Origin of the sequence: Acetobacter indonesiensis (genome assembly GCF_000963945.1) — a bacterium.
GTDB lineage: Bacteria > Pseudomonadota > Alphaproteobacteria > Acetobacterales > Acetobacteraceae > Acetobacter > Acetobacter indonesiensis.
The window spans coordinates 281,518-307,309 of the sequence record NZ_BAMW01000006.1; the positions used below are offsets into that span (position 1 = coordinate 281,518).

General features: G+C 54.0%; 20 protein-coding genes and 1 riboswitch. Of the genes, 11 read left to right on the top strand and 9 right to left on the bottom strand.

Annotation, left to right across the window (positions count from 1 at the left end):
• Positions 1-2: 2 nt before the first annotated feature.
• From Abin_RS02540 to Abin_RS02550, 3 genes are all read left to right on the top strand, one after another.
• Positions 3-1,517: a replicative DNA helicase gene (locus tag Abin_RS02540; protein WP_048844745.1), complete on the top strand. Its 1,515-nt coding sequence runs from the start codon at positions 3-5 to the stop codon at positions 1,515-1,517.
• A 71-nt stretch (positions 1,518-1,588) separates the two neighbouring features.
• Positions 1,589-2,383, top strand: coding sequence for a response regulator transcription factor (locus tag Abin_RS02545; protein WP_084593411.1), 795 nt, complete (start codon positions 1,589-1,591; stop codon positions 2,381-2,383).
• A complete protein-coding gene (locus tag Abin_RS02550; protein WP_048844746.1) occupies positions 2,376-3,770 on the top strand; it encodes a sensor histidine kinase in 1,395 nt (464 codons plus the stop codon). The genes Abin_RS02545 and Abin_RS02550 overlap by 8 nt, the downstream gene beginning before the upstream one ends.
• An 85-nt stretch (positions 3,771-3,855) precedes the next feature.
• On the opposite strand, the gene Abin_RS02555 is transcribed toward Abin_RS02550, so the two are convergent.
• The 5 genes from Abin_RS02555 to Abin_RS02580 form a co-directional block, all read right to left on the bottom strand.
• Positions 3,856-6,138 carry a TonB-dependent receptor gene (locus Abin_RS02555; protein ID WP_048844747.1) on the bottom strand — a complete coding sequence of 761 codons (2,283 nt, stop codon included), beginning with the start codon at positions 6,136-6,138 and terminating at the stop codon, positions 3,856-3,858.
• A 135-nt stretch (positions 6,139-6,273) separates the two neighbouring features.
• Positions 6,274-8,721: a DUF3772 domain-containing protein gene (locus tag Abin_RS02560; RefSeq protein ID WP_052948147.1), complete on the bottom strand. Its 2,448-nt coding sequence runs from the start codon at positions 8,719-8,721 to the stop codon at positions 6,274-6,276.
• A 130-nt stretch (positions 8,722-8,851) separates the two neighbouring features.
• Positions 8,852-8,998: a lipoprotein gene (locus tag Abin_RS02565; RefSeq protein ID WP_158319882.1), complete on the bottom strand. Its 147-nt coding sequence runs from the start codon at positions 8,996-8,998 to the stop codon at positions 8,852-8,854.
• Between the two features lie 152 nt (positions 8,999-9,150).
• Positions 9,151-9,834, bottom strand: a complete 684-nt coding sequence (locus tag Abin_RS02570) for a YfdX family protein (RefSeq protein WP_048844748.1) — start codon at positions 9,832-9,834, stop codon at positions 9,151-9,153.
• A 769-nt stretch (positions 9,835-10,603) separates the two neighbouring features.
• Positions 10,604-11,161 carry a flavodoxin family protein gene (locus Abin_RS02580; RefSeq protein WP_048844749.1) on the bottom strand — a complete coding sequence of 186 codons (558 nt, stop codon included), beginning with the start codon at positions 11,159-11,161 and terminating at the stop codon, positions 10,604-10,606.
• Between the two features lie 334 nt (positions 11,162-11,495).
• On the opposite strand from Abin_RS02580, the gene Abin_RS02585 reads away from it, so the two are divergent.
• Positions 11,496-13,052 (top strand): outer membrane beta-barrel protein, encoded by a 1,557-nt coding sequence (locus Abin_RS02585; protein WP_255319240.1) that lies wholly within the window; start codon positions 11,496-11,498, stop codon positions 13,050-13,052.
• A gap of 78 nt (positions 13,053-13,130) precedes the next feature.
• On the top strand, positions 13,131-13,724 hold the full coding sequence (locus Abin_RS02590) for a peroxiredoxin (protein WP_048844857.1): 594 nt from the start codon (positions 13,131-13,133) through the stop codon (positions 13,722-13,724).
• A gap of 55 nt (positions 13,725-13,779) precedes the next feature.
• Here the strand turns inward: Abin_RS02590 and petA are convergent, their stop codons facing one another.
• The 3 genes from petA to Abin_RS02605 are packed head-to-tail and all read right to left on the bottom strand — an operon-like array spanning position 13,780 to position 16,484.
• On the bottom strand, positions 13,780-14,436 hold the full coding sequence (gene petA, locus Abin_RS02595) for a ubiquinol-cytochrome c reductase iron-sulfur subunit (RefSeq protein ID WP_048844858.1): 657 nt from the start codon (positions 14,434-14,436) through the stop codon (positions 13,780-13,782).
• 21 nt (positions 14,437-14,457) lie between these two features.
• Positions 14,458-15,240 (bottom strand): cytochrome c1, encoded by a 783-nt coding sequence (locus Abin_RS02600; protein WP_048844750.1) that lies wholly within the window; start codon positions 15,238-15,240, stop codon positions 14,458-14,460.
• Positions 15,240-16,484 (bottom strand): cytochrome b, encoded by a 1,245-nt coding sequence (locus Abin_RS02605; protein ID WP_048844751.1) that lies wholly within the window; start codon positions 16,482-16,484, stop codon positions 15,240-15,242. The genes Abin_RS02600 and Abin_RS02605 overlap by 1 nt, the downstream gene beginning before the upstream one ends.
• 430 nt (positions 16,485-16,914) lie before the next feature.
• A riboswitch (FMN riboswitch) is annotated at positions 16,915-17,062 on the top strand.
• 101 nt (positions 17,063-17,163) lie between these two features.
• Between Abin_RS02605 and ribD the strand changes: the two genes are divergently transcribed.
• From ribD to Abin_RS02635, 6 genes are all read left to right on the top strand, one after another.
• Positions 17,164-18,204, top strand: a complete 1,041-nt coding sequence (gene ribD / locus Abin_RS02610) for a bifunctional diaminohydroxyphosphoribosylaminopyrimidine deaminase/5-amino-6-(5-phosphoribosylamino)uracil reductase RibD (protein WP_255319241.1) — start codon at positions 17,164-17,166, stop codon at positions 18,202-18,204.
• A complete protein-coding gene (locus Abin_RS02615) occupies positions 18,189-18,791 on the top strand; it encodes a riboflavin synthase (protein WP_048844754.1) in 603 nt (200 codons plus the stop codon). The genes ribD and Abin_RS02615 overlap by 16 nt, the downstream gene beginning before the upstream one ends.
• Positions 18,792-18,805: 14 nt before the next feature.
• Positions 18,806-20,119 (top strand): bifunctional 3,4-dihydroxy-2-butanone-4-phosphate synthase/GTP cyclohydrolase II, encoded by a 1,314-nt coding sequence (locus Abin_RS02620; RefSeq protein WP_048844859.1) that lies wholly within the window; start codon positions 18,806-18,808, stop codon positions 20,117-20,119.
• Positions 20,120-20,158: 39 nt separating this feature from the next.
• Positions 20,159-20,644 (top strand): 6,7-dimethyl-8-ribityllumazine synthase, encoded by a 486-nt coding sequence (ribH, locus tag Abin_RS02625; protein WP_048844755.1) that lies wholly within the window; start codon positions 20,159-20,161, stop codon positions 20,642-20,644.
• A 48-nt stretch (positions 20,645-20,692) separates the two neighbouring features.
• On the top strand, positions 20,693-21,727 hold the full coding sequence (locus Abin_RS02630) for a flippase-like domain-containing protein (RefSeq protein ID WP_048844756.1): 1,035 nt from the start codon (positions 20,693-20,695) through the stop codon (positions 21,725-21,727).
• A gap of 114 nt (positions 21,728-21,841) precedes the next feature.
• Positions 21,842-24,436 carry an MMPL family transporter gene (locus tag Abin_RS02635; RefSeq protein WP_048844757.1) on the top strand — a complete coding sequence of 865 codons (2,595 nt, stop codon included), beginning with the start codon at positions 21,842-21,844 and terminating at the stop codon, positions 24,434-24,436.
• A gap of 91 nt (positions 24,437-24,527) precedes the next feature.
• Here the strand turns inward: Abin_RS02635 and Abin_RS02640 are convergent, their stop codons facing one another.
• Positions 24,528-25,667, bottom strand: a complete 1,140-nt coding sequence (locus tag Abin_RS02640; RefSeq protein WP_255319242.1) for an MFS transporter — start codon at positions 25,665-25,667, stop codon at positions 24,528-24,530.
• Between the last annotated feature and the right edge of the window lie 125 nt (positions 25,668-25,792).

Consider the following 25,792-nt stretch of genomic DNA (forward strand, 5'->3'; position numbering starts at 1 on the left):
ACATGACCAAAACCGACCCCGCCCGACAGGAAGACGAAACGCTTCTGTCGCTTTCCCTTCGCCAGCCCCCGGCCAATATTGAAGCCGAGCAGGCCCTTCTTGGCGCATTGCTGACCAACAATCGTGCGTATGACCGCGTGTCTGACTTTCTGGCAGGGGCCCATTTTGCCAGCCAGGTGAATGGCCGTCTGTACGACGCTATTGCCCGCCGCATTGAAAACGGTCAGTTGGCGGACCCCGTGACGTTGCGGGCAGAACTCGAAAATTCGGGTATTTTGTCAGACGTTGGCGGCATGGCCTATCTGGGTAAGCTTCTGACGTCCATGGTTGGTATCATCAATGCGGGCGATTATGGGCGCGCCATTCATGATGCATGGATACGCCGTCAGTTGATTGATATTGGGGAAGGCGTTGTAAACAACGCTTTTGGTGCAACGTCTGACCTTTCCGGCCCAGACCAGATTGCGGCCGGGGAAGAAGCCTTGTTCCGTCTGGCTACGGAAAAAGGGCAGGATGGCGGCTTTGTGGTGTTTGACCGTGCCTTGGCCAGCGCCATTGCGACAGCAGAGCAGGCCTTCAAAAATGAAGGTCATGTTTCTGGTCTGACATCGGGTCTGCGTGATTTTGATAAGAAAACGGGCGGCTTGCACCCGTCCGATTTGCTGATTCTGGCTGGGCGTCCTGCCATGGGCAAAACTGCTCTGGCAACCAAAATTGCGTTTTCTGCCGCCCGTGCTTTGATGCAGGATGCAGAAGACAAAGGCCCGGGTGTGCAGCCCAAAGGCGCGGTTGCAATTTTCTCGCTGGAAATGTCGGCTGAACAGCTTGCCGCCCGTATTCTGTCCGAGCAGTCAGAGGTCTCAAGCGAACGTATTCGTCGTGGTGATATCGGGCAGAAAGAGTTTGATCGCTTTGTGCGTGTCAGCCGCGAACTTGCGCGTCTGCCACTGGTGATTGATGATACGCCAGCCATTTCCCTGTCTGCTATGCGCACCCGATGCCGCCGGTTGAAGCGGACCAAAGGGCTTAGCCTTGTAGTAGTCGATTATCTTCAGTTGATGCGCCCATCAGTCGGTACACGTCCTGAAAGTCGCGTTCTGGAAATATCCATGATCACACAGGGCCTGAAAGCGATTGCGAAAGAGTTGGAGGTGCCCGTCATAGCGCTGTCCCAGCTCTCGCGTCAGGTTGAAAGCCGCGAAGACAAACGCCCAATGCTGTCAGATCTGCGTGAATCCGGCTCGATTGAGCAGGACGCTGACGCCGTCATGTTTGTGTATCGTGATGAATATTATCTGCAACAGCGTATGCCCAAGGAAACAGCATTTGATTCCATGGACAAATACTCGGCAGCGCTTGATGACTGGCAGCGTAAAATGGGGCTTGTGCATAACAAGGCTGAACTGATTCTGGAAAAACAGAGACACGGACCAACCGGAACAGTGCATCTGTATTTCGAAGGTGAATACACACGCTTTACTGACCTCGATACCGTGCATGAAGACCCGCGACATTAACGCGGGCAGGGCAGAGGCAATCAGGGTATTGTGTAAGGCGGTGTTATTCTGATGCGGTGGGGTAGGGAAGCATGGCACGCGTTCTGGCACAGCGATATGAAGGGCATCAGGCAGAGTTAAACCCGCACCCTGCCCAAGATACCTTTAAAACACACGGTAGCGCGGTGGCACCGCGTGTGCTGCTGGTAGAAGATGACCCGGATACGGTTTCTTACGTGCGTGACGGGCTTTCCTGCGCCCAGATTGATCTGTCTGTTAGTGAAAATGGCATAGATGGGCTTACCCGTATTTTTGCCGAAAAGTGGGACGTCATTGTTCTGGACCGCATGTTGCCCGGTTACGATGGGTTGTCCATTTTGGAAAAAATGCGGTCCGAGGGGATAACAACCCCGGTTATATTTCTGACCGCCATGGATAGCGTGTTCAATCGCGTTGACGGTTTGCGACATGGTGGGGATGATTATGTGGTCAAGCCATTCGCTGTGCGTGAACTTCTAGCACGCATACAGGTGCTGTTTCAGCGCTTTAGCCCGGTGTGGCAGGTTACGCATCTTTATCTGGCAGATGTCACATTTAATCTATTGACGCGCGATGTTACCCGCAGTGACGAAAAAATACTGTTGCAACCACAGGAAATGCGGTTGCTTGAATATTTTATGCGTCACCCAGATACGGTTCTTTCCCGTCAAATGCTCTTAAAGCATGTGTGGGACATGGATTTTCCAGTGCGTACCAATGTTGTTGAAACGCACCTAAGTCGCTTGCGGGAAAAACTGGGGCGCAATGGTCCGGCCCTTATTCATACCGTACGGGGCCAAGGTTACGTTATGTCGGCTGATACAGGGGCATTTCAGCCAAATGTCTAAGACGGGGCAACGCAGCATCAAGCGTCTTGTCGCCAGTTCTTCTTTTCGCATTGTTACCCTGTTTTCAGTCTTTTTTGTGTTTTCAGGGATGCTTGTTACCAGCTTGTCAGGGTTGCATAGCCAGAGTTTGTTGAGGCAGCAACTGGAGCAGACGGTGCAGAACGAAGGCGAGGAAACATTTGCGTCTGCCGGGGGCAGGGATGTGACCCACCTGCTGCCAGTTGTGCAAGGGTTTGTGCTGCATGAACCGGGCTTTTTCTATCTTTTGCAAGATCGCAATCAAACTGTTGTTGCAGGTAATATGTTGCATCTGCGCCCTGTGGCCGGGCCGCGTTGGCTTGCATGGGCGCACAGATTGCCACGGAGTGAAAACCAAAGCCGTGTTTACGGGGTGGGATATAAACTGACAGACGGCGGCTATTATTTTGTTGGTATCGACGCATCCCCCCTCGCAAGGCTGAAGCACGCATTATGGACGACTGTTTTATGGGGGATAGTCGGGTTTGGTATTCTGGGCGTAGCGGGCGGCCTTCTGCTGAGTCATGTTGTTCTGCACTGGATAGAAAGCATAAGCCTGACAGCAAGAAGTATCATGCGTGGTAATATGGCGCGCCGTATTCCGCTAAGAGGAACAGGTGATGAATTGGATCATCTTTCTCAAAGCCTGAACGCATTGTTTGCTCAGAATGAAGCGCTGATCAACAGCTTGCATCAGGTATCAAATGATATTGCGCATGATATGCGCAGGCCTTTATCGCGGGTCAGAAATATCCTTGATCAGACACTGGAAAAAGACATGACGTTGCCACAGGTCAAGTCACAGATTGGTCTTTCAATAGAACATCTTGATAGCGCGCTGGAAATTTTCTCCTCACTTTTAAAACTGGCGCAGCTTGAATCGGGAACATGGAAGGACAGTGTTGAAACGCTGGATATGGCTGAACTGGTTGATGGCGTTCTTGAGCCTTACTACTCGGTTGTGGAAGATCAGGCGCAAACCCTTAGTGTCTCTATTGTTCCGGTGAAACCGATAGCAGGCCACCGGGTTCTTCTGCGGCAGGCGATTGCTAATCTTATTGAAAATGCTATTACATATTCAGGGAAGAACAGCATAATCACAGTGAGTGTTTTTCCGTCTGGGCAACAGACTTGCGTTGTTGTTGCCGATAACGGCATTGGTATTCCCACGCATGATTACAAGCGTGTGTTTGAGCGTTTCGTCAGGCTTGATCAGAGCCGTAACCAGCAGGGAAATGGGCTGGGGTTGAGTCTGGTGCAGGCGATCGTGCGCCTGCATGGCGGCACGATTGTGTTGTCCGATAATGCTCCGGGGCTGAAATGTACACTCTCCCTGCCAATTTTCAGAAAAAATGGTGTAAGAGCATAAGTGGAAATTCGTTATTTTAATTAAGAGTTTCTCTTTCTAACGGTATTCTGTCTGTGAAAATCAGAATACCGTTAGGCGTTTCTAGTTACAGCTTCAGACTAAGCTGGAATGTTACAGCACGACCTGCCGCAATGCGGGAGTAGTTTGTATAGATTTTATCGTAATAACGCTTGTTTGTCAGATTCTGTAAATTGGCTTGCAGGTCAAGATAGTTGGTGAACTGATAATCGGCGACAAGATCGATACGCACATATTCGGGCACCCATGTCTGGTTATTAACATTGGTGTAGCGTTTGCTCATATAAGTCAGGCCACCACCCGCTTTGAACTTGGGGAGAATGCGATAGGTGCTCCAGAATGAAACAGAATTTCCGGGCGTGTATGGAAAGCGTTTGCCCACGTTGGCATGTGTTGGGCCACCATTGATGACGGTGCTGTCAAGGTAAGTCCAGCCGCCAAAAACTTCCCAGCGTTTTGTCAGGCTACCCGCAACGCTGATTTCAGCGCCCCTGACGCGCTGGGTGCCAGCGTTAATCATGTTGCCATAACCGTCTGAAACCTGTGCGTTAGTCATTTTGCCGTCAAACAGAGAAAATGTTGTGGATAGTCGGTTTTTGAAAAGGTCGGCTTTCGCGCCAACCTCAATATTCTTGCCGTTTTGGGGTGACAGAGACTGGTTGGATTTGGAAAGTGCAATTTGCCCATCAGCCCCGGCATCCACCCCAATCGGGTTGGATGCAGTCGCATAAGAGAAATAAAGGCTGACTGGCTTTATCGGTTTGTAAATTATGCCTGCCTGATAATTTATGAAACTCTGATTGTTGCTTAGCCCCACATTGCCTTGCACGGCCGATGTCATGAAGCGATCAAAGCGTACACCACCATTGATAAGAAGATGATCATGTAGCATGCTCATGGTGTCAAAAGCGTAAGCGGAGCCAGTATTCACATTGGTATTCAACTGGGCAATACCGGGCTCACCCACGGAATAAGATCCTGTCCATGGGTTTGATGAACTCCAGCTTCCCAGATTGCTGGCAGAGACACAGTTATACGCGATACTGCATGGACCACCATTTCGCATATTGTTGCCACCAGAATCCCTGACATACAGTTCATTTCGGGTAGAGCGCTCACGCGAGACCTCAATGCCGAAATTGACAGAGTGCTTGATGAATCCGGTATTAAACTTTCCGGAAATCATAGCTTGTTCCTGAAAATTATCTGTGTGGAACTGGCCTGATTTCGCTTCAAGAAGAATGGTATCATCTAATGGATTGGTGTTTTTCCACTGCGGGTTGGTCGCCAGAAAATCATACTGCGTGCTTGTCCACTGAAGGGTGTTGCGGAACACAAAATTGCGCCACAAATCCCGTTCAAGAATGACTTGTCCCATGTCAGTCGTGCTACGTTCAAAATCACGATTTTTGAGACCAAGCACTGTGTGGCGCGGAATATCCAGCGGTTCGTGCGTAATCTTGCTGTATGGAGTTGAATAATCTGGCATGCCGTCAGAATAGAGATGGTAATAGCCAAGCGTAAGGCGTGTAGGGGTGCCCAGCCCGAAGGAAACGGAAGGTGCAACACCCCAACGATGATTCCCGGTTGGCGCACGCCCCGCAGTTACACCGTCTGACCCCATGGCATTCAGCCGCACTGCGGTATGGTTCCCAATCATCCGGTTAATATCAAACGTGCCGCGTTTGTAGTCAGCCGTGCCAAAACCAATCTGTGCCGCTGTAATGTTGCCTTGTTGAGCTTTTTTTGTGGTGATGTTGATCTGTCCACCCAAGCCCCCACGGCCGCCATAAACCGAAGCAGGGCCTTTCAAAACTTCCATCTGGTCAACGTCAAAGACTTCACGCTGCGACACGCCACTATCGCGCATACCGTCAATAAACATATTACTATACGACCCAAAGCCGCGAATAATGGGGTAATTGCCCCCCGGAATGGCGTAGGCATCCCCGCCACGGAAGCTGATTCCCGGCACGGTGCGCATGGCTTCTTCAAACGATGTCGCATTTACCAGCTTCATCTGTGCCTGCGTAATGACGGAAACCGTACGGGGCGTATCAAGCAGAGACGCGGTGTATTTCTGGTTGGGGGATATACCCGTCAGACGGGCGCGCCCTTGCGCCGTTACGGTCCAGCGTTCGGACGTGCTGGCCTGATTGGTTTTGGTTGTCTCTCTTTGTGCGTTTGAAGATTGCTTTTTGGAGAGTGCTTTTTTTGAAGCCGCAGGTGCATTCACGTTTTGTGCAGGCACAATGGTTGTATCTGCTACTGCTGTGCCAGCAAAGCTAAGGCTGGTTCCCGTGAGCAAGAGAACAGAAAGAGTATGGGGCAACGGCAGACGGGGTAGCATAATAATCAAACCTTGCAGATGATAGTCAGTATCATTTGCAGGGAATTAACAGTCCCATCTGTGTTGAACAATGTAAAGTAAACAACATTGGGGTTTATTTAAAAACGGCCGGACTATTGAAGCCCGGCCGTTATGTTATGCCTGTGGTGGGGCAAGCATGTTGGGAACAGAGATAGGAATGTTGTTCTCCTGAAACGCCTGCCACATATCATACAGCGCTTCGCTTCGTACGCTTGCAGTATCCAGTCCGGTGCGTGCTCTGGCCGTGCCGGTCAACAAGGCGGACCCGTCAGCTACAGACGTTATGCTGACTGTGGGTGTCAGCTTGGGGTCAACATTTTTTGTGGCTGCCATGCTGGCGACCATAACGTCCATGGCTTTGTGCAGGTCAGACGTAAAAGGAAGTTGCAGAACAATAGTGAAAACACCGGGTTTTTCAGCGCGGGTTGCGTTGCGCACGGCAGAGGTAATGAACTGTGAGTTCGGCACAATCATGGTCGACCCATCAGCCAGTTTGATGTTGGTTGAGCGCACGCTAATGCGCGCCACTTCACCATGTGCACCGGCAATATCCACCACATCGCCTATCGAAACCGGGCGTTCAGCCATGAGAATAATGCCTGAAACAAAGTTCTGCACAATGGATTGAAGACCAAAACCGATACCCACGGACAGGGCACTGACCACCCATGTCATGCTCTTCATGGTCACGCCAAGGGCCGACGCCATGCTAAGGCCAATCAGGATCCATGCTGAATAGCTGACAATATTCATGATGGACGCCTGCACCCCGATATCAAGGCGCGTTGTGGGGAAGAAGCGTTGGCGAAACCAGTTTTTAAGAATACGAATGGCATAATAGCCAATAATTGGCAGCAACGCGCAGAGCAAAATAGCATCCAGCGAGATATGGAAACTATCTTCTGTCGATGCACCGCTTTGCCCACGGAACACGTATAAAATACGGTTGCCAACCTGTGCCGGGTCAAAATCTGCTCCTGCTGTTGCGACGGAAAATGCCACGACCAACAGAAATACGCTGATCAAACCCGGAATAACCACACTGGCCTGATCAACCAGCCGCGCCGCCAAACCCAGTTGCACCAGATGTTGCCCAATAGGCCCATGAGACGGGAAAACACTGCTGCCCAAAGCTGTTGCCAGCAGGGAAATCAGCAACAGCCCCGTCATGGAAACGGCCATGACCGACACCCAGGAAATAATGGTGTAAGCCAACGGAATGTAGCCAGACAGCACGGCCAGCCAACAGACAATCGAAATGGCCATAGCAACGGTGCGTAGAAATGGGGCCACCGTTGGCTGAGCATCATCATTTTCTTCTGCGGACAGGCGAAGCTGGCGCGGTATGGCGAACAGCAGCGGGCTGACAGCCAGAGTGTAAAGACCGTCCATCAGTTGTATGGGCAGAATGCTTAGGCCGCTTTTGGTGTCAACATAGCGCAGCACACCACGAATAATCAGGGCTACCGCAAACCAGATAGGGAACAGCCGTAAATTACGCGCAATTTTATCTGGCATGGGGAAAACCCGCCATTCGGGCTTACGCGATAGAAGACTGATGCCCAGCTCAATAACAAACCCACAGAGTGGCACCTGAGCCGCTACCATGTCTGCCAGCGTATCCAGGTCTTCACCCAGAGCGGGGTTGTTGAAGGCGATACCCGCCCACGTAATGCGGAAGGCAAAAGCCCACGCAAGAATACTGATAATGGCGCAAATAACGGTTGCTGCGATCGGGCGAATACGCCCGGTAGGCAGAAAGCGGGCAACCAACAGGCGGACAATGTTGTGACAGAAAAAATAGAGGGCCAGCAGCAGGCCTGATACCGCCATGCACCCCAATGTCAGCAGGGCGTGTCGTCCTTTGAACGCTTCCAGCAGGACGCTTCCGGTCTCTTGAGCGAACGCGGAGACACGATTTGCGTCATCGCCGGAGGAGGCAACAAGTTGCGTCCAGAAATTGACGCCGATGGGGGAGGGGAAGCGTTGCGTCAGGGTAGCCTGCTGAATGGCTGTGCCGTGTTGACGCAGTTCATCAACCAGTTGCTGGGCTTCCAACTGATATAGTTTAAGGCGTGTTATCCGCCCGGAAATATCTCGTTGCTTTGCGGTCAGCGCTTTGCGCTGTTCGGTCATAGACGCCGCTTCTGGTGCTTCATCCTTGCCGGGTGGCTTACCTAGAATATCGAGAAAGCTTTGATAAACGGACTCATAGGGCTTGATTTTGGCCAGCAGCGCATCTGCACGGGTCGAGGCAACGGTGGCGCGTTTCAGCAAGGACGCAAAAACAGCCGCATTTTCGCTTTTGGAATAATTTTTCAGACTATCCTGATAGATGGAGCGGATTTCACTGCCCATCTGGTCCAACGTGGCGTCTGACGCCACAACCGAAATATCGGAAATAAGCGGCGTTGCCGGTTGCTTGCTCGGGGCGGTAGCGGGTGTGCTGTCTGCTGTTTCAGCCGCCTGTGCTGCATGTTGAACAGTCAGAGATGGCGGCATCAGTCCCATGAACAGAATAGCCAGAACAGGGAAAAGCACACGGAACGGCTTGCTGGTCATCAATCTTCTCTACACCCCGCCAAAAAGAACATCACATCCACAAACGTGATAGCGGACAAGGGGGTTGCGCGCAGAAAGGCTGAAAAACCAGTGTTGAGTGAAAACGCCTACGGATTACGAGCAGAGAAAATCAGTTACAGGTTTCAATGACCGAGCGAATACCATCCCGTGCTTCCGGGTTTTCACCAGCAAAGCCGGGGCAGCTGCTATGGTAAAAATTTTTGCAGCCAGAAAGCAAAAAAGCAGCCAAGGCAATTACGATTGTTTTTTTCATCATATGCATGGTGTTTCTTTGCTGAGAGAGTAGGGCGTTAAAACCACTTAAGCGGATTTGCCGCGTAACAGTCAAAATTCTTTTTCAACTTACGTCACAAACAGATGCAGACGGCAGAAAGAGAATATCTCCTTCTGCCGTTTGCTATACGTAACTTATTTAGCTTTAGGTGCAGATTTTGTAGAGGGAATGGACGTTTCCACAAAATCCTGAGACACAAAAACTAGTCCGTTCAGTGCCTGATCAAGCGCATCAAGTGCGTCTTTGGTCTGACGGCCTTCGGTGAAGACAGTCGCACGGTTAAGGGCACCCTGTGTCTGTGCCAGCGGGGCGAGGGCGACGATGAAGTCAACATCTTCGCCAACAATCTGCATGCTTTGTGCTGCCTGCTGGGTGTCACCCGATTGAAGCTGCTTGTTTGCTGTCGCAATGGCGGCTTTCTTTTCCGGGGCCAGGGTTTCACTGGCAATAAATTCGCCCCCAACCGGAATCCACACATCAGGCGCGGCCCCAGCAACGTGAGCAGCAGCCGGAGCATGTTGCGGTGCTGGCTGAAGGGCTGATTCCGCAGCGTTGAATTTCTTGCTGGCGTTTCCTGCGGCAACCAGACGCTTGTTGGCGTCATAAAGTGCCGGGATAGCGGCATCCGTGTTGCCAGCAGACAGAAGGTCATGCGCCTTCAGAATATCGCCCAGTGCCTTCTGCCCATCGGCAGATAGGTGGCGGAATGCACGCCCGGCTTTATATTGTTCCCAATGCGTGTGCAGTGAGGTCGCATGGCCAGCAACCGGGGTAATGGCAAGGCTTGCGGCAACGGCAAGCAGGGGAATAAAGCGCATATCTTTTATCGTCCCATTTACAAATAGGGGGCGCATTCTGGCTTGTAAACGGCCAGACATAACGACCCCGGAACAGCACTAAAAGCGCATCGCGTTAAATAAACAGAAGGAACGCGAACGCATGACTGGTTAATCGATACATCTTTTTATTGGATTGCCAGCCAGCACGGAAAGCAGTGCTGATGGAACATCAACACATGGCTGCAAGATGTGGGGAGCGTCAGGAAGAAAGCCGCGCCAGTTGTTCCGTGACTTCGTGAGCACGTTTTTGCAAAGCGTGGACGTGTTCAGAACCTGTCTTTTCCGCTTCAGCAATTTTGCGGTTTAGGTCCTCAAGTTCTTTTTTAAGAGTAAGAGCAGAAGGGGAGGAATGAGAAGGATGGCTCATAACGGTCTTTCAAAATGCTTTGAACAATAAATAAAACTATCAAGGCAGGTGCCAGAACGGTCTGTAAAAACAAGTTGGCTAAGGGAGGCAGTCACTGTTCTTCCTTGTAGCATCATCGCTGCGTATAAAATGGGGAGTCGTCTGGCCGTGAGAAAGAGGCTGTAAAGCATGGCAGACATACTTGAGCTTGCCGCTTTTCGAGTAATTGGGTGTTGTGAGCTAGACCGAATTTTATCAAACCATTCGTGAAATAAAGGGTATCTAAAAAAGGTTTTAGAGTGTTGGTGCGCTATCCTTGCCGTGTAAAGAAAACAGCCCCGTACCCAAGCCGTTGGCTCATGATACGGGGCTGCCTGTGTGGCTTACCTAAAAAGTGTAGTCTTACGAGCCTGAAAAGCGGGCAGTAATATCAGCAACACGTTTACCGTAGCTAACGGCCGTATCCAGATCCCCCTGCGGAATTTCATCTACGCTGGCATCTGCCGGGCTTTGCACCAGAAGGCCAACTGACCCACCAAGGTTGTTCAGGTCGGTGCGTTTGGCTTCCTTGGTGTTGCTTGGCAGCAGCCCGAGGCTGACCCAGATACCTCCATGCTGTGCGGCAAGGGTTTGCAGCCATGCCAGCGTCGTCCCTTTATCGCCATTCAAGCTGGCACTGTTGGTAAAGCCGCCGAAAATCTTGTTTTCCCACCCACGGGTGAACCAGATTTTTGAGCTTGCATCAGCAAATTTTTTGAACTGCCAGCTTGCGTTGCCCATATAGGTTGGCGCACCGAGGATGATTGCTTTGGCAGCACTCAGTTTTGCCCAGTCGGCATCCGTCAGGTCACCCTGTTCGTTAATGGCGACCAGTTCAGCGCCCGCGCCGTTGGCAACATGTTCTGCCACTTTGCGGGTGTGGCCGTAACCGGAGTGATAAACAACAACAATATCAGCCATTCTACTTCTCCATCTTGCAGATGTTTAGGGGGCAAAAAGGGTTGCCTCACTGTGTGGGGGAACAATGACTTCCATCTGATGATTTGATAAGCGGTGATTTGGAAAGTCATATCACACCAGGAGTGTGATATGGTGCACTGTACGTAGGAAAAGTTTTGTCTGTTATAGGGCTGCCGCAGAAAGATGTTGGCATATCAGCTACCTGCCAGCCCCCCTCTTAAAATGAGGCAAAGGGGGCTACACTCTGGTGCGTTTGGTATAAGGTGCAGTTAAACTAAGGTTACGAAAGTAATTTCGGAATCGTTATAAGAATAAAGAAAAATGAAGAAAGCCTATGCTGCGTAAAGACTGGAAAACAGGGCTGGCTATCGGGTGCATGGCTACGGCAATAGGCTGGGGCAATATGCCTGCACACGCTCGGTCATCTGTGGCGCATCCACCCCAGTCCCGGTCTGGGCTGACACATCCGTCACGCGCCCATAAATACCCTTCGCCTGCGCGCGTGCAGAAGGGGATAACTGCTTCCCCGGCCCCCGCAGCACCAAAAGCCGATAAATCTGCCGGAACCCCAACGGATGGCATGCAGGTTCAGCCTGCTGCCTCAACGGCTCCTCAGCCGGGTGCGGATGCTCCCAAACCGCATGTTGGTAATCTCTTTCACCCCAAAAACGGGGTCGCAACATCGTATTGGGACGGGCTGGAAGGCCATCTTTCTGTTGAAGCAGGGATTACCGGAAACCCATGGACACGTTCTGGTCGCAATTTTGGCCAGTATTATAATGACCGCGCCAACACCATCACCATGAACCAGATCATGGGGTCTCTCTCGCACCCTGTCACAGATGTCGGAGGCGGGTATGGAATCGGTTTTGTGCTGGAAGCCATGTATGGCTCGGATGCACGGTATGATCCGACGATCGGCATGGGGGAGCGCGCAATCAGCGGATTGTATCAGTGGGCACCAACGCAGGTGCATCTGGATGCCCATCTCCCGTGGATTTTCAGGCATGGCATAGATGTGCAGATCGGGCAGATGTACGGCCTTATGGGGGCCGAAGGTACACCGGCACTCGCCAGACCGTTCTACACATTCAATTATGCGTCTGATTACATTGTGCCGTTTCAGACTGTAGGGATTGTTGCCACACTGCACCTGACAAAACATATGGATTGGATACTGGGGATAGACGCCGGTAATTCCACCACGTTCGGGGCATCTGGCAACAATAACAAACCAAAGGGATATTTCGGTTTCGCCTTCAACCATTTGCTGGATGGAAAGCTGGATATCCACGCTGTTGGGCGCTTTGGGCCGGAGGGTAATAATGGTCGCCCTGTCACATCGCCTGATGGCTGGAGCAGTTCTGGTATAGGCCCAGCCGCCAATCACCTGATGCAATATAACGGTGACATCATGGCCACCTATCACCTTAACAGTAAGCTAAGTGTGACGGTTGATGGCACGTATCTGCACGATAATGCGACGCGGGATGATGTGTATGGCGTGACCAGCTATCTGGCGTGGGATATCAAACCGTGGCTGACCTTGAATATGAGGGGCGAGGTCTTCCGTGATAATACTGGCGGCACCGTCAGTGAATATGCCAGCACGACCTCCTACACACGGTCGTTAAGCAATCGGCCCTATTCATATTATGCGGCTCCTCCGACAACCTATGGTGAACTGACCGTGGGGGCGTCTTATCGGCCTGAATTCGTCAACAAACATCTGGGGTTGGGCAAGTTTACCATCCGGCCCGAAGTACGACTGGATAAGTCTTTGAACGGTACCCGTCCGTTCAATCAGGCTGGCACCCAGCAGAACCCGATTGTTACAAATGGCACTAATAATATGCTCTGGTTTAACTGTGACGCGGTCTGGGCGTTCTGACCCTGTTAAAGACGATTGGTGCTCTGCTCTTTTAGGGCCATGATGGCAGGCACAATAAAAGCTGACTGGGGAACGCTAATGAAAACGTCAAAAAAACTAACTGGGGTAATTCTGCGCGCTGGGCTTGCGCTGGCGGGTGTGGGTGTTTGCGCGACGGCTCTGCCTGTTGTGGTGGCACAGCAGGCCCATGCTGCTTTGGCAGAAGGGGAACAGGCCCCAGATTTTCAGCTTAAAGGGGCTTTGGGCGGCACGCCGCTAACATTTTCCCTGAAAGAGGCACTGAAGAAAGGTCCGGTTGTGCTGTACTTTTTCCCGGCGGCCTTCACCAAAGGCTGCACGCTGGAAGCACATGCTTTTGCCGAAGCAACCGATAATTTCACGAAGCAGGGCGCAACGGTTGTCGGTGTGACCGCTGGCAATGTGGACCGTGTGGCCGAATTTTCAAAAGACGAATGTCGCAGCAAATTTGCCGTTTTGGCAGATCCGGGTGGGAAAGTGGCGACGCTTTATAAATCCCTGAGCTCACAGGGGTCTTTCGTGCATTCTGACCGGATTTCTTACGTGATTGCACCAGATGGCAAGGTCGTTCTGAGCTACGTTAGCCAAGACCCAGAAACGCATGTCAGCAAAACTCTGGAAACAGTCACCAAACTGCACAACGCGACGCACTGATCTAATAGGGCTGCACGGAGGGTGTACCCTTCCCTCCGTGCAGCATCAACTGGCTTCAGATCTGGACGATGGTTGAGAAGTCGAAATCCTGCCCTTTGGGGTTTTCCCCCAGCCGAATGGTTGTCGGGTTCGGCATAAAATAGGGCGGCACCGGAAGGTTATACGGAGCCGGAGCCCCTTTGAAAACACGGCCCGCAAGGTCAAATTTTGACCCATGACACGGGCATGCATACCCCCCAGCTAGTGTGTTTTTGGCATCCGCCGCAGGGGCGGCTCCGGGGGCTGGGGCGTAAGACGGCACACACCCCAGATGGGTGCAGATTCCGACATAAACTCCATATTCTGGCGTCAGGGAACGGTGCCAGTTTTTGGCATATGCAGGCTGTTGCAGATCAGCCGAGGCTGCATCCCGCAGGCGGTCTGACAACGCGGCATCCTGCAATTTGGCAAGGTCTTCTGGTGTGCGTCGCAGAATGAAGACCGGTTTGCCCTGCCAGACCACGGTTGTTTGCTGGCCCGGTGCAAGTTTGGATACATCAACATCAACCGGCATATGGGCGGATGCACTGTCCTGCGGGGTCAGACTTTCCAGAAAAGGGATGGCGCAGGCAGCTACGCCGGTTACAGCCCCGGCAGTGGTCACCATGCCCAGAAAATCACGGCGGCCTGGTTCCTGCTCCGTTGCTGGAGACTCAGGTGTTTCTTGCGTCATGGGGGGAGTGTTTTCCATGTGTCAGTTTCCGTCCAGGCGTTTCCAGATTTTCTTTTTCCACGCAAATGCCAGCAGAAGCAGAACAATCAGGTAAAGCACAACCCCTTTGCCAATATGGTGGCGTGCATTGCGGTGCGGGTCAGACGCCCAGACCAGAAAAGTTGAAACATCGCGCGCTTGCTGTTCAACCGTTGCCTTTGTGCCATCGGGGAAGGTGACGCCGCCGTCAACCAATGGTGGCGGCATGCCAATCAGGTGGCCGTCAGCCCATTCATTATAGAACTTGCCGGGCACCATGGGGGCTCCCGGGGGCGGGGGCATGCGGTAGCCGGTCAGAAACGCGTAAAGCCAGTCTGCTCCGTGGGGTTTTATTAACGCAAGTCGCGACTGGTCGGGTGGGGCAACACCGCCCATCATGGCAGCCGCAGCAGCGTCACTGGCGAAGGGGGATTTGAAGTGGTCATCCGGCGTGCCGGGGCGGGTCGTGGGCTGCCCATCTTCATCTGCCGGGCCGGGGAACTGCTTGCTATGGGCCAGATCCGTAATCGCTTTTTGGCTCATGCCAATGCCAGACAGGTCATTGTAGGTCAGGCTGCGCATACCGTGGCAGGTTGAACAGACATGGTCATACACCACAAACCCACGTTGCAGGCTGGCTTGGTCAAACTGACCAAATGCGCCGTCAAAGCTCCATTTCTGATGGGGCGGGGCGGGCGTTTCAGCAGCGGATGCAGGAGCCGCAACAGCGGCCAGAGCAAGGCCACAGACCAGAGAAACACGACGCAACAGGGAGGAAGCAGACATCAGGCGTCTCCCTGTGCGGCAGAAATGGAAGCAGGCAACGGGCGTGTTTTTTCCTTGCGTGCGGCTACAGGCAGCAACACGAGAAAATACCCGAAATAATACAGTGTGGCCAAACGCCCCAGAGCCATCCAGTTCCCCTGTGCATGGTGTTTCCCAACCAGAGCCAGCACCACAAAAGAGGCCACCAGCACAAGCAGCCCGGCGCGGCAGATGGGTCGGAACCGCATGGATCGCACCGGCGAGCGGTCAAGCCACGGCAAGGCGAACAGAATAAGCAAAGACCCTGCGGCGGCCAGCAGACCACCAAATTTTGACGGAACAGACTGTAGCATCCCGTAAAAAGGCAGGAAGTACCATTCTGGCTCAATATCCGCCGGGGTGTGCATGGGGTCGGCCGGGGCGTAATTATCCGGCTCCATCAGCAGGCCGGGCCAGAAGAACATCAGTAGCGCAAAGACAAGGGCAAACAGCACCAGACCGAACAGATCCTTGCTGGTGAAGTAAGGATGAAACGGCACGGTATCTTTCGGGGTCTTGGGTTCGATGCCTACAGGGTTGTTTGACCCCGCAACATGCACGGCAACGACGTGAATACCCACAACGGCCACCACCAGAAACGCCAGAATAAAATGGATGACAAAGAAGCGGTGCAGGAAAATATCGCCCAGATGGTCACTGCCTGCCAGAATATGCTCCAGCGTGTTTCCAATGACCGGCACAGCGCCGACGGCCTTGCTGATAACATCCGCCCCCCAGTAGGACATCTGGCCCCACGGCAGCACATAGCCGGCAAATGCGGTGGCCATGACCATAACCAGAAGCAGCAGACCGCTGATCCATAAAATCTCACGCGGGGATTTGTAGGACCCGTAATACAGCCCGCGGAACAGATGGATATAGAGCGCGGCCAGAAACAGATTGGCCCCGGTCATATGCATGGCCCGCAGCAGCCACCCGCCGGGAAGTTGACGGTCTATGGCTTCAACCGAAAGGAAGGCTTCGGCTGCTGTGGGTGTAAAATGCATGGCCAGAAACGTGCCTGTTGCCAGCATCAGCAGCAGAACGACCGTTAGAATCGCCCCGAAGTTCCACAATCCGTTCAGGTTTTTGGGCATGCGGAAGTCAATATATTCAGCCCTGAACCCGCTGATAACCGGCAGCCGACGGTCTATCCATCCGGCAAGACCGGAGCCTTCTTCTGCTGGAGGTACAGGCTGTTGCCCCGGTTTATTGGGTTTGGTCATGGATATTCCGTTAAGTACGTGTCGGGTCTGGGCATGGCCCTATGGTATCTGCATCAGCCCTGCGGGGCCAGCAGGGAAGAGCGTTGAAAAAACGGTGCACTGGCTTTTTTCTGAAAAGGTGTGTTGGCAAAAAACAGAGAAAGCGTGCCGGGGCTAAGGCTCATGAACGGGCTTTCATTAGAAGTGACGCAGCATGATCCGTTTTTGTGTGAATGTCCTTTGAATTAAAAGACATGGCATGCCTTAATCATAATTAAACCGAAACATTTTGCAAGAATGGCGTCCCGCCTGCTGTCGCGTTGGGTATGGGAAAAAGGGTCACATGGGAAAGGGGTGATAAAAGCCCGCTCAGAAGCGTGATGAATTTCTCTCTTGCAACTGGCGCGTAATATCCCCATCATACGAATTACAGCCGCTTTTCTGGCGGGTGTGACGTTCTCAGGGCAGGGTGCAATTCCCTACCGGCGGTAAGTGGCAGAATTTTCTGCTGTAAGCCCGCGAGCGCCTGCTTCGGCAGGGTCAGCAGATCCGGTGTGATTCCGGAGCCGACGGTATAGTCCGGATGAGAGAGAACGATGGCAGTGTCTGCTTCTTCGTAACTGAAGAAGCTGGCGGTGAACGCTGCTGTATGCCCTGAGTCTGTCCGGTTTATGGTCAAGGCTGAAGTGGATACAGGGCGTTGCAACAAAACCCCTTACAGTTTGTGCCGGAACAGGTTGCACGGGCATTTCGTGCAGCGGTGACCGAGGCATGTCGCTTTGTCGGCCAGACAGCCCCTAACCCGGCGGTTGGGTGTGTGCTGCTTGATGCCGAAGGTGAAGTGCTGACCATTGCCGCGCATCACAAGGCAGGCACGCTCCATGCCGAACGTCTGGCACTTGAGCAGGCCAAGGAAGCTGGTGTTTTTGACCGTGTCAGAACCGCTGTTGTCACCCTTGAGCCATGCAATCATACCGGCCGCACCCGTCCCTGCACTGAAGCGCTGTTGGAGTCCCCCGTTAAAACGGTGTGGATTGGCTGTGCTGACCCCAACCCGACAGTGGCGGGTGGTGGCGCTGCCTGTCTGGCGGATGCCGGGGTTGCCGTTCACTGGTTGGCGGAAAGCCCGAATGGGAAAGATCTGTTCGCGCTGTGCAAAGCGTTGCTTGCGCCGTTTGCGTGCAAAATGACGCAGGGTCGGCCGTGGATTACGGTCAAGCAGGCATTGAACAGCGCAGGCACAATGGTGCCGCCCTCAGGGCAGACAACATTTACGTCGCCAGCCTCGCTCACGTTCGCGCATGTGCTGCGCCGTGCGACCGATGGTATTGTGACTGGCACTGGCACAGTAACAGCCGATAACCCGTCCTTCACCGTCCGGCATGTTGCTGACCATGCAGACCGCCGCCGCGTGTTGGTGGTGTGTGGCCAGCAGGCCAACACGCCCGAGGCATGGCTGGCAGCACGGCAGCAACAGTTTGATGTGCTGTTTTGCCGTAATTGTTCAGACCTTCCGGCCCTGCTGGGCAAAACCGATGCCCTGTGGGTGTTGGTCGAAGCCGGGCCAACCCTTCTGGCTGCCCTGAAGGAAATGAACCTGTGGGACGACTGGCTGACCATTCGCCAGAACGCCGCGGGGGTAGACCATTATACCGTTTCAACCCGCCATGATGTCACGCCGCTTGCTCTGTTTCCGGAGTGGGCACGATGCACGCAGGAGCAAGCATGTTTTCCGGAATAATCGAATCTCTGGGCCGCGTTCTCAAAGCCGAACCGGGTGACAAATCGCTGATGATTGAAGTCGATACCGGGCTGAAGGATATTGCCGAGGGCGAAAGCATTGCCGTGAATGGGGTGTGCCTAACAGCGGTAGAACCAGCCTCAACCGGTGTGGCCCGTTTCTTCATCAGCAGTGAAACGCTTGATCGCACAACTCTGGGTGCGGTGAAGGCTGACGGGTACGTGAATCTGGAACGTGCTGTCACACCATCCACCCGGCTTTCTGGCCATATTGTGCAGGGCCATGTTGATGGCACTGCCCGCTTTGCCGAGTGTACCACCTCGGGCGATGCCCGACGCGTGGTGTTTGAGGTTCCTGAAAACCTGCGCCGCTACATGGTTGAAAAAGGCTCCATCACGCTGGATGGCATCAGCCTGACCCTGAATGAAATCGGGGATGTAAAAAACGGCGTGTTTCCAATCGCGCTGATGATCATCCCTCATACCTGGACGCACACAACGCTGGGCACACTCACCCTTGGTGATGCGGTGAATGTGGAAGTGGATGTGATTGCAAAATATGTGGAGGTTCTATGCCAGACGAAGTGAAAGGAGCAGCTTTGATGACTGCTCTTCCCTCTGCGGCGCTGGCACGGGCGGTTGAAGCCCTGCGGGCCGGGCGCATGATTATTATGGTTGATGATGAAGATCGCGAGAACGAGGGCGATCTGGTCATGGCCGCGGAATTCATGACGCCGGAAGCCATGAACTTCATGGTGACGCATGCACGCGGTCTGGTGTGTCTGCCACTGACACCGGCGCAGGTTGACCGTCTGGGGCTGCCCCCCATGGTTACTGACAACACGGCCCGCCATAGCACGGCTTTCACGGTTTCTATTGAAGCGCGTGAAGGGGTGACAACCGGCATTTCGGCGGCTGATCGCGCCCATACCATTCAGGTGGCTGCATCAGAAACTGCTTCCCCGGCTGATCTGGCAACGCCGGGCCACATCTTCCCCCTACGGGCTGCGCCGGGTGGGGTGCTGGAGCGCATTGGGCACACCGAGGGCTCGATTGATCTGCTGAAACTGGCAGGGCTACGTCCGGCATCCGTTATCTGCGAAATTCTGAACGATGATGGCACCATGGCCCGTCGGCCGGAGCTGGAAGTCTATGCCCGCAAGCATGACATGCCGATTATCTCCATTGCGGAGCTGGTGCGTTGGGTCAGCCACCATGGGCTGACGCCTCTGGCCCATGATGTGACAGAACCTGCCCCCACAGGGGAGAGCGCGCATGAGGAAACATTGGCTGACCTGGCCGAAGCTGCTCTGCCCAGCGCATATGGCGGGGAGGATCTGGTTATCCATGCCTTCCGTGATGCGCAGGATGTTGAGCATGTGGCCCTTGTTAAAGGGAACCCGGCCGCAGCAGGGGCTGTACCGCTGGTGCGCCTTCATTCAGAATGTGTGACGGGCGATGCCCTTGGTTCTTTACGTTGTGACTGTGGCACCCAGTTGCATGCGGCCTTGAAGGCAATCGGGCAGGCTGAAACCGGCGTACTTGTTTACGTGCGCGGGCATGAAGGCCGTGGCATCGGGCTGGTTAACAAAATCCGGGCTTACGAATTGCAGGATGCAGGGTTGGATACGGTCGATGCCAACCACAAGCTGGGGTTTGCAACCGACGTGCGCGACTGGACCGCTGCCGCTGCTATTTTGCGTGACCTTGGTGTGGGGCAGCTTGATCTGCTGACCAATAATCCAGACAAAGTGCGGGCCCTTGAAGCCCGTGGGTTTGTGGTGCGTCAGAGAATCGGCCTTGAAACACCTGTTAATCCCTTTAACCGCGCCTACCTGCACGCCAAGCGGCAGCGTATGGGGCATCGGTTAAGTCACTTTTCCGCGAGTGATGCGGACGTGGGTGCCCACGCCTGAAGTTTGATAGCCGCTATTGTTTGAGACAAGGATAGTTTTATGAGCACACGGATCCCCGTTTCCCTGCCAGACCTTAACCTGACGCCCGCCCCGCGTCTGGCCCTGATTGTCAGCCGCTTTAATGAAGACGTGACAGGCGGTCTGCGTGATGGAACGATTGAATGGCTGGGCGAACACAACATTACCGTGGCTGAAGATGATATTTTTGCTGCCCCAGGTGCATTTGAAATGCCGCTGCTGGCCCAGACGCTGGCAAAATCCGGTCGTTTTGAAGGCGTAATTTGCCTTGGGTGCGTTATCAAAGGTGATACAGCGCACTTTGAATTCATCAGTCTGGGTACCACCATCGGCATGATGCAGGCTTCTCTGGCCACCGAGGTGCCAATCGCATTTGGCGTTCTGACAACATATACCGAAGAACAGGCGGAACTTCGTTCCCGTAACGACATTCATAACAAAGGACGTGAAGCAGCGGCTGCCTGTGTCGAGTCACTTGCATTGCTGCGGCAGATTAAGGTCAGATAATAATGGGCTGCCGTGCCAGAATGGAGCCCTGACAGAACGGGGGAATGAATGAAGCGGGTTACCGTCATCGCAGGTCTTCTGGGGCTGGGTCTTACAGTCTGGATGCTGATGCAGTTTGGTGCCCGTTCTATTCTTGCACTGGTTATGACTGGCGGCTGGGGTATCCTGGCCGCCATTTTGTTTCATACGGTACAGGTTGCTCTTTCCGCCCAGGCGTGGCGGGTCATTGCGGGGCAGAAATATAGCGCACCATTGCCATTGCAGGACTATTTTGCCCTGCGTTGCGTGCGTGAAGGCATTAATAATCTTCTCCCCGTTGCACAGGTTGGGGGCGAGGTCTGGTCAAGCCGCCTGCTGGCCAAGCGGGGGCTGGGTACGCGCCGTGCGGCTGCTGCCACCATCTGCGACCTGACGCTTGAACTGCTCAGTCAGGTTCTGTTCACCTTCATGGGGCTTGGGCTTCTGTTTTTTCTGGTCAAGCGCTCCGCCGTGACAGACGAACTGCTTGAAAGCGCTTTGGTCGCACTGGGTATTGGTCTGGCAATGTTCGCCAGCCAGTGGCTGGGGGCTGTGGCCTTTGTCGAGGTGCTGTTGGTGAAAATAGCCGGGCATCTTGGCTGGAGCGGCGTGGATGGTATTCGCGGCCTGCATCAGGAAGTGCTGGGACTATATAAGGTCAAACGGAATGCGGTTTCCGGGTTTCTGCTTCAGTATCTGGGGTGGGCGCTGGGGGCTGTGGAAGTCTGCCTGATTCTGCATTTCATGGGGTATGACTGCTCGCTGGCTGTAGGGTTTGTGATTGAAGGGGTGGGGGAAGCCGCAAAATCGATCGGCTTTGCCGTGCCGGGCGCGCTTGGTGTGTCTGAAGGCGGGTATATTCTTGTCGGTGGCCTGTTTGGTGTGCCGCCGCAAATGGCGCTTGCTCTCTCACTCATCAAGCGCCTGCGCGAAATTGCATGGGGTTTGCCATCCCTTGGGGTGTGGCAATGGCTTGAACATAAATGGCATGTACCCAGCCACGTTTCTGCACCATCCTGCCCGCAATCTGTGGGTGAAAACCCGCTTTCAAGCTCTGGTCTGTAAAGTGTCAGTGGGCTGGTGTGCATATCCTCCCTTGCATCAGGTAGGGCGGTTGGTCCAAACGAACGTAACGTTTTTGCCTTGTGCCGTGAATTTTTCGGGAACTGATCGCCAGCTATGCTCTCCGCACCCATAGGTCGTTTCATTACATTCTGTGCGCGTCATGCTTATGCAACTGTCGCACTTTTCTTCATCCTGTCGGGCGGCGCTGTTTTTGCCGGCATGAACTTTCTGGGTGTGACAACAGACACCAGCAAAATGCTGTCTGACCGTCTGGAATGGAAACAGCGCTCAGATGAGATGGGGCGGTTATTCCCGCAAAAGGAAAATCTGCTGGTTGCGGTCATTGAAGCGGATCTGCCTGAAGAAGGGCGTGAGACAGCCCGTCTGTTGGCGGAACGTCTTTCTGCTGACCATACACATTTCAACTTTGCTGAACGCCCGGACGCTAATCCGTATCTGATGCGCAACGGGTTGATGTTTCTTGAACCCCAGCCGCTCTCACAGGTGCTGAACGACACGATTACGGCGCAGCCTTTTCTGTCCGCTCTGGCACAGGACCCTTCAGCCCGTGGGCTGTTTGGGACCCTGTCCATGATTGCCGAAGGTGTGAAGCAGGGGCAGGCTGACCTTGGTGGTTTTCAGGCTGCACTTGGTGGCTTTGCAGACAATATGGAAAAGGCTGCTGCGGGCCATCCACAGCTTCTGTCCTGGGAACGACTGCTGGGCGGCAAACTGTCTGATCTGTCAGGCCGCTACCAGTTTGTGGTGACACAGCCCAAGCTGGATTACGGGTCTTTTCAGCCCGGTGGTGCTGCGGCTGATGCCATGAAAAAGGCTGCGGATTCGCTTGAATTCGTGCGCAACGGGCATGTGAAAGTGCATCTGACAGGTCAGGTGCAGCTTGATGATGAAGAATTTGCCACGGTGGCAGAAGGCATGGTGGCAGGCCTGCTGGGGTCACTGGCCTTGGTGACACTGTGGCTTGTTCTGGCAGTGCGGTCCTGGCGTGTGGTGCTGCCAATTGTGGTGACACTGGTTGTTGGTCTGCTGCTGACCACAGGCTTTGCCGCTGTTGCCGTTGGCACGTTGAATCTGATTTCAGTGGCGTTTGCTATTCTGTTTGTTGGGATTGCAGTTGATTTTGCTATTCAGTTTTCGGTGCGGTTCCGTGCGCAGCATCAGGATGGTGGCAGCGAGCAGGGTATTTTAGCGGCTCTGGCCGAAACGGGTGATGAAACGGGGCACCAGATTCTGGTGGCTGCCCTTGCAACGTCTGCTGGCTTTCTGGCCTTTACCCCGACAGCGTTTCTGGGTGTTGCCCAGCTTGGGCTGATTGCGGGTATTGGCATGATGGTGGCATTTGTCTGCACCATTGGCCTCCTGCCTGCGTTGCTGAAAATCTGTCACCCACCGCTTGATTGCCCCAGCATGGGCTATGCTTTCATGCAGCCGGTTGATGTGAAAATCCGTCATCATCGTAAGGTTATTCTGGCGGTATTTGGCGTGGTTGCTGTGCTGGGTCTGGTGCTTGTGCCGCGTTTGCAGTTTGATGGTGACCCACTGCACACCAAAAACCCGAATTCCGAGGGGATGAAGGCGCTTCATCTGCTCATGACCAATCCGCAGTCATCCCCCTACAGTGCGGAACTGCTGGTTAAATCTCTTGATGAAGCAAAAACACAGGCCGCGCGTCTTTCTGATGTGCCGGGTGTGCACGACGCCATGTGGCTTGGGTCTTTCGTGCCGGAAAAGCAGGACGAAAAGCTGGCCCTGATTCAGGATGCAGCCTCTATTCTACTGCCGACTCTTATTGTGCCGTCCCCCAAACCTGCGCCTGATGCACAGGCTTTGCGTGATGCAGCCCAGAATACCGCAACGGCGCTGGGCGGTATTCTGGATAAACTGCCGCCACAGGACCCCTTGCGTCGTATTCAGGCTGCATTGGCCAAACTAGCAACATCCTCTGACCAGATTGTGCAGGGGGCCAATACGGCACTTGTGCGCTTCCTGCCGCAGGAACTTGACCAGCTACGGGTCATGCTTCAGGCGAAGCCGGTCACGCTGAAAGACGTACCGCCAGAACTGGCTGACGATTACCTGCTGCCCGATGGACGGGCCTTGGTTGAGGTTCACCCGACCGGCGTGATGTCAAACAGCGGTGCGTTACGGAAATTCGTGACATCCCTGCAAAAGGTTGAGCCCAATATTGCCGGCACTGCTGTTGATATTGTTGAAAGCGCACGGTCAATTGTGAAAGCCTTTGAACAGGCAGCGGCGGCGGCCATTGTCATGATCGCGCTTATCCTGTTCCTCGCCTTGCGGCGCGTGACCCATATGGCGCTGGTGCTGGCACCGTTGATGCTGTCAGCCCTTATGACGGTCATTCTGATTGTGCTGCTGCCTGAAACACTGAACTTCGCCAACATCATCGCGCTGCCATTGCTGTTGGGGGTTGGGGTTTCCTTCAACATCTATTTCGTCATGAACTGGCGGGATGGCGTGAAGTATCCTCTGGCATCCCCCACAGCGCGCGCAGTTCTGTTTTCTGCACTGACGACGGGCACCGCTTTTGGGTCACTTGCTCTGTCACATCATCCGGGCACAGCCAGCATGGGGCGTCTGCTGCTGCTGTCTCTTGCCTGCACATTATTGGCAACATTGCTGTTTGTGCCCGCCATGCTGCCAAAGCGGGAAAGTGATGAACGGTGAGGCGCTTCTTTGCTTCCCATCGTTCTTTCTAACCATCGCCAATAAAAAAGGCCCCAGAGGGGGCCTTTTTTATTGCCATAAGTCGTAGGGTTCAGGGTGAGGTTGCAGCTTTCTGGAGAGGCTTTCTTTGCAACACAACCAACGCCACGCAGGCCAATATGCCGCCACATGCCAGAACGGCAAATGCTCCACCGGATGACAGCGTGAGGCCACCCACCAGCGCACCTGTGCCAATGCCCGCATTGAAACCCGTCACGCAGAATGAGGATGCGGCTTCATGCTGGCTTGGGGCGAGTTCAAGGGCATAGCTTTGAAGGCCCAGATTCATAAGGGCAGCGATAACGCCCCACAATGTCAGATCAACCCACGCAAGGGCGGGCATCTGGCTGGAGAGCATTAGCAGACCAAGGCTAGCAACTAACCCTACCAACGCCAGCCCAACAGAACGACCTGCGGAAAACGGCAGGCGACCGCCCAGCCAGTTACCAAGAATACCCGCGCCACCAAAGACCAGCAGCATAAGGGGAATCTGGGCCGATGTGGCTGAAACAAGGCTTTGCAGAAGCGGCACGACATATGTGTAAGCTGCAAAATGCGCGGTGACGGCACAGGCTGTTAAAAGCGCGATGTAACGCAGCGTAGGCTGTCGTATCAGGTGCCGGATATCAATGTGACGCCGGGCGCTGGGCAGCGGGGGTAAAAGAACCAGTGCCGCAGCCAATACAGCAACACCCAACGCACCACTAAGGGAAAAAGCAGCGCGCCAGCCAACCCAATGGCCGATAGCAGACGCCAGCGGGATGCCCCCGGCAAATGCGACAGCCACCCCTGTAAATGCCAGCGCAGTTGCACGGGCGATTGGCAATTCAGGTGCAAGGCGCACAGCCAACCCGGAGATAATGGACCAGAAGATGCCATGCCCAAGAGCAAGCACAACCCGTAAAAGTGCCATGACGGCATAGTTGGGGGCCATAGCAGACAGCAGATTGACCGCCCCGACCAGTGCCAGCAGCAGGGCCACCAGAAAACGCCGATCGATGCCAGATGTTAAAATGGTTAGGGGAATGGCGGTTAAAGCCACCAGCCACGCATAGCCTGTAACCAATAGACCGACCTGCGCTTCTGACACATTCAGGCCATGGGCAATGTCAGTCAGCAAGCCGATGGGCAGAATTTCCGTTACCTGCCAGACGAAGGCCCCAAAGGAGAGCACAAGAATACGCGCCATCATGAGCGGAGGGCTCCCACCATGAGAACGCGTTTCACAGAACAGCAGCAGAAGAGGAAAGCGGGTGGGAGGAACGGGCAGGAGCGGGCAATGGGTGTCTGGTGAAACACGAGGCATCCCTAAGCTGG

Coding starts and splice junctions, on each gene's coding strand:
- Abin_RS02540 (WP_048844745.1), top strand. CDS start 3: ATGACCAAAACCGACCCCGCCCGACAGGAAGACGAAACGCTTCTGTCG.
- Abin_RS02545 (WP_084593411.1), top strand. CDS start 1,589: ATGGCACGCGTTCTGGCACAGCGATATGAAGGGCATCAGGCAGAGTTA.
- Abin_RS02550 (WP_048844746.1), top strand. CDS start 2,376: ATGTCTAAGACGGGGCAACGCAGCATCAAGCGTCTTGTCGCCAGTTCT.
- Abin_RS02555 (WP_048844747.1), bottom strand. CDS start 6,138: ATGCTACCCCGTCTGCCGTTGCCCCATACTCTTTCTGTTCTCTTGCTC.
- Abin_RS02560 (WP_052948147.1), bottom strand. CDS start 8,721: ATGACCAGCAAGCCGTTCCGTGTGCTTTTCCCTGTTCTGGCTATTCTG.
- Abin_RS02565 (WP_158319882.1), bottom strand. CDS start 8,998: ATGATGAAAAAAACAATCGTAATTGCCTTGGCTGCTTTTTTGCTTTCT.
- Abin_RS02570 (WP_048844748.1), bottom strand. CDS start 9,834: ATGCGCTTTATTCCCCTGCTTGCCGTTGCCGCAAGCCTTGCCATTACC.
- Abin_RS02580 (WP_048844749.1), bottom strand. CDS start 11,161: ATGGCTGATATTGTTGTTGTTTATCACTCCGGTTACGGCCACACCCGC.
- Abin_RS02585 (WP_255319240.1), top strand. CDS start 11,496: ATGCTGCGTAAAGACTGGAAAACAGGGCTGGCTATCGGGTGCATGGCT.
- Abin_RS02590 (WP_048844857.1), top strand. CDS start 13,131: ATGAAAACGTCAAAAAAACTAACTGGGGTAATTCTGCGCGCTGGGCTT.
- petA (WP_048844858.1), bottom strand. CDS start 14,436: ATGACGCAAGAAACACCTGAGTCTCCAGCAACGGAGCAGGAACCAGGC.
- Abin_RS02600 (WP_048844750.1), bottom strand. CDS start 15,240: ATGTCTGCTTCCTCCCTGTTGCGTCGTGTTTCTCTGGTCTGTGGCCTT.
- Abin_RS02605 (WP_048844751.1), bottom strand. CDS start 16,484: ATGACCAAACCCAATAAACCGGGGCAACAGCCTGTACCTCCAGCAGAA.
- Abin_RS02615 (WP_048844754.1), top strand. CDS start 18,189: ATGTTTTCCGGAATAATCGAATCTCTGGGCCGCGTTCTCAAAGCCGAA.
- Abin_RS02620 (WP_048844859.1), top strand. CDS start 18,806: ATGACTGCTCTTCCCTCTGCGGCGCTGGCACGGGCGGTTGAAGCCCTG.
- ribH (WP_048844755.1), top strand. CDS start 20,159: ATGAGCACACGGATCCCCGTTTCCCTGCCAGACCTTAACCTGACGCCC.
- Abin_RS02630 (WP_048844756.1), top strand. CDS start 20,693: ATGAAGCGGGTTACCGTCATCGCAGGTCTTCTGGGGCTGGGTCTTACA.
- Abin_RS02635 (WP_048844757.1), top strand. CDS start 21,842: ATGCTCTCCGCACCCATAGGTCGTTTCATTACATTCTGTGCGCGTCAT.
- Abin_RS02640 (WP_255319242.1), bottom strand. CDS start 25,667: ATGATGGCGCGTATTCTTGTGCTCTCCTTTGGGGCCTTCGTCTGGCAG.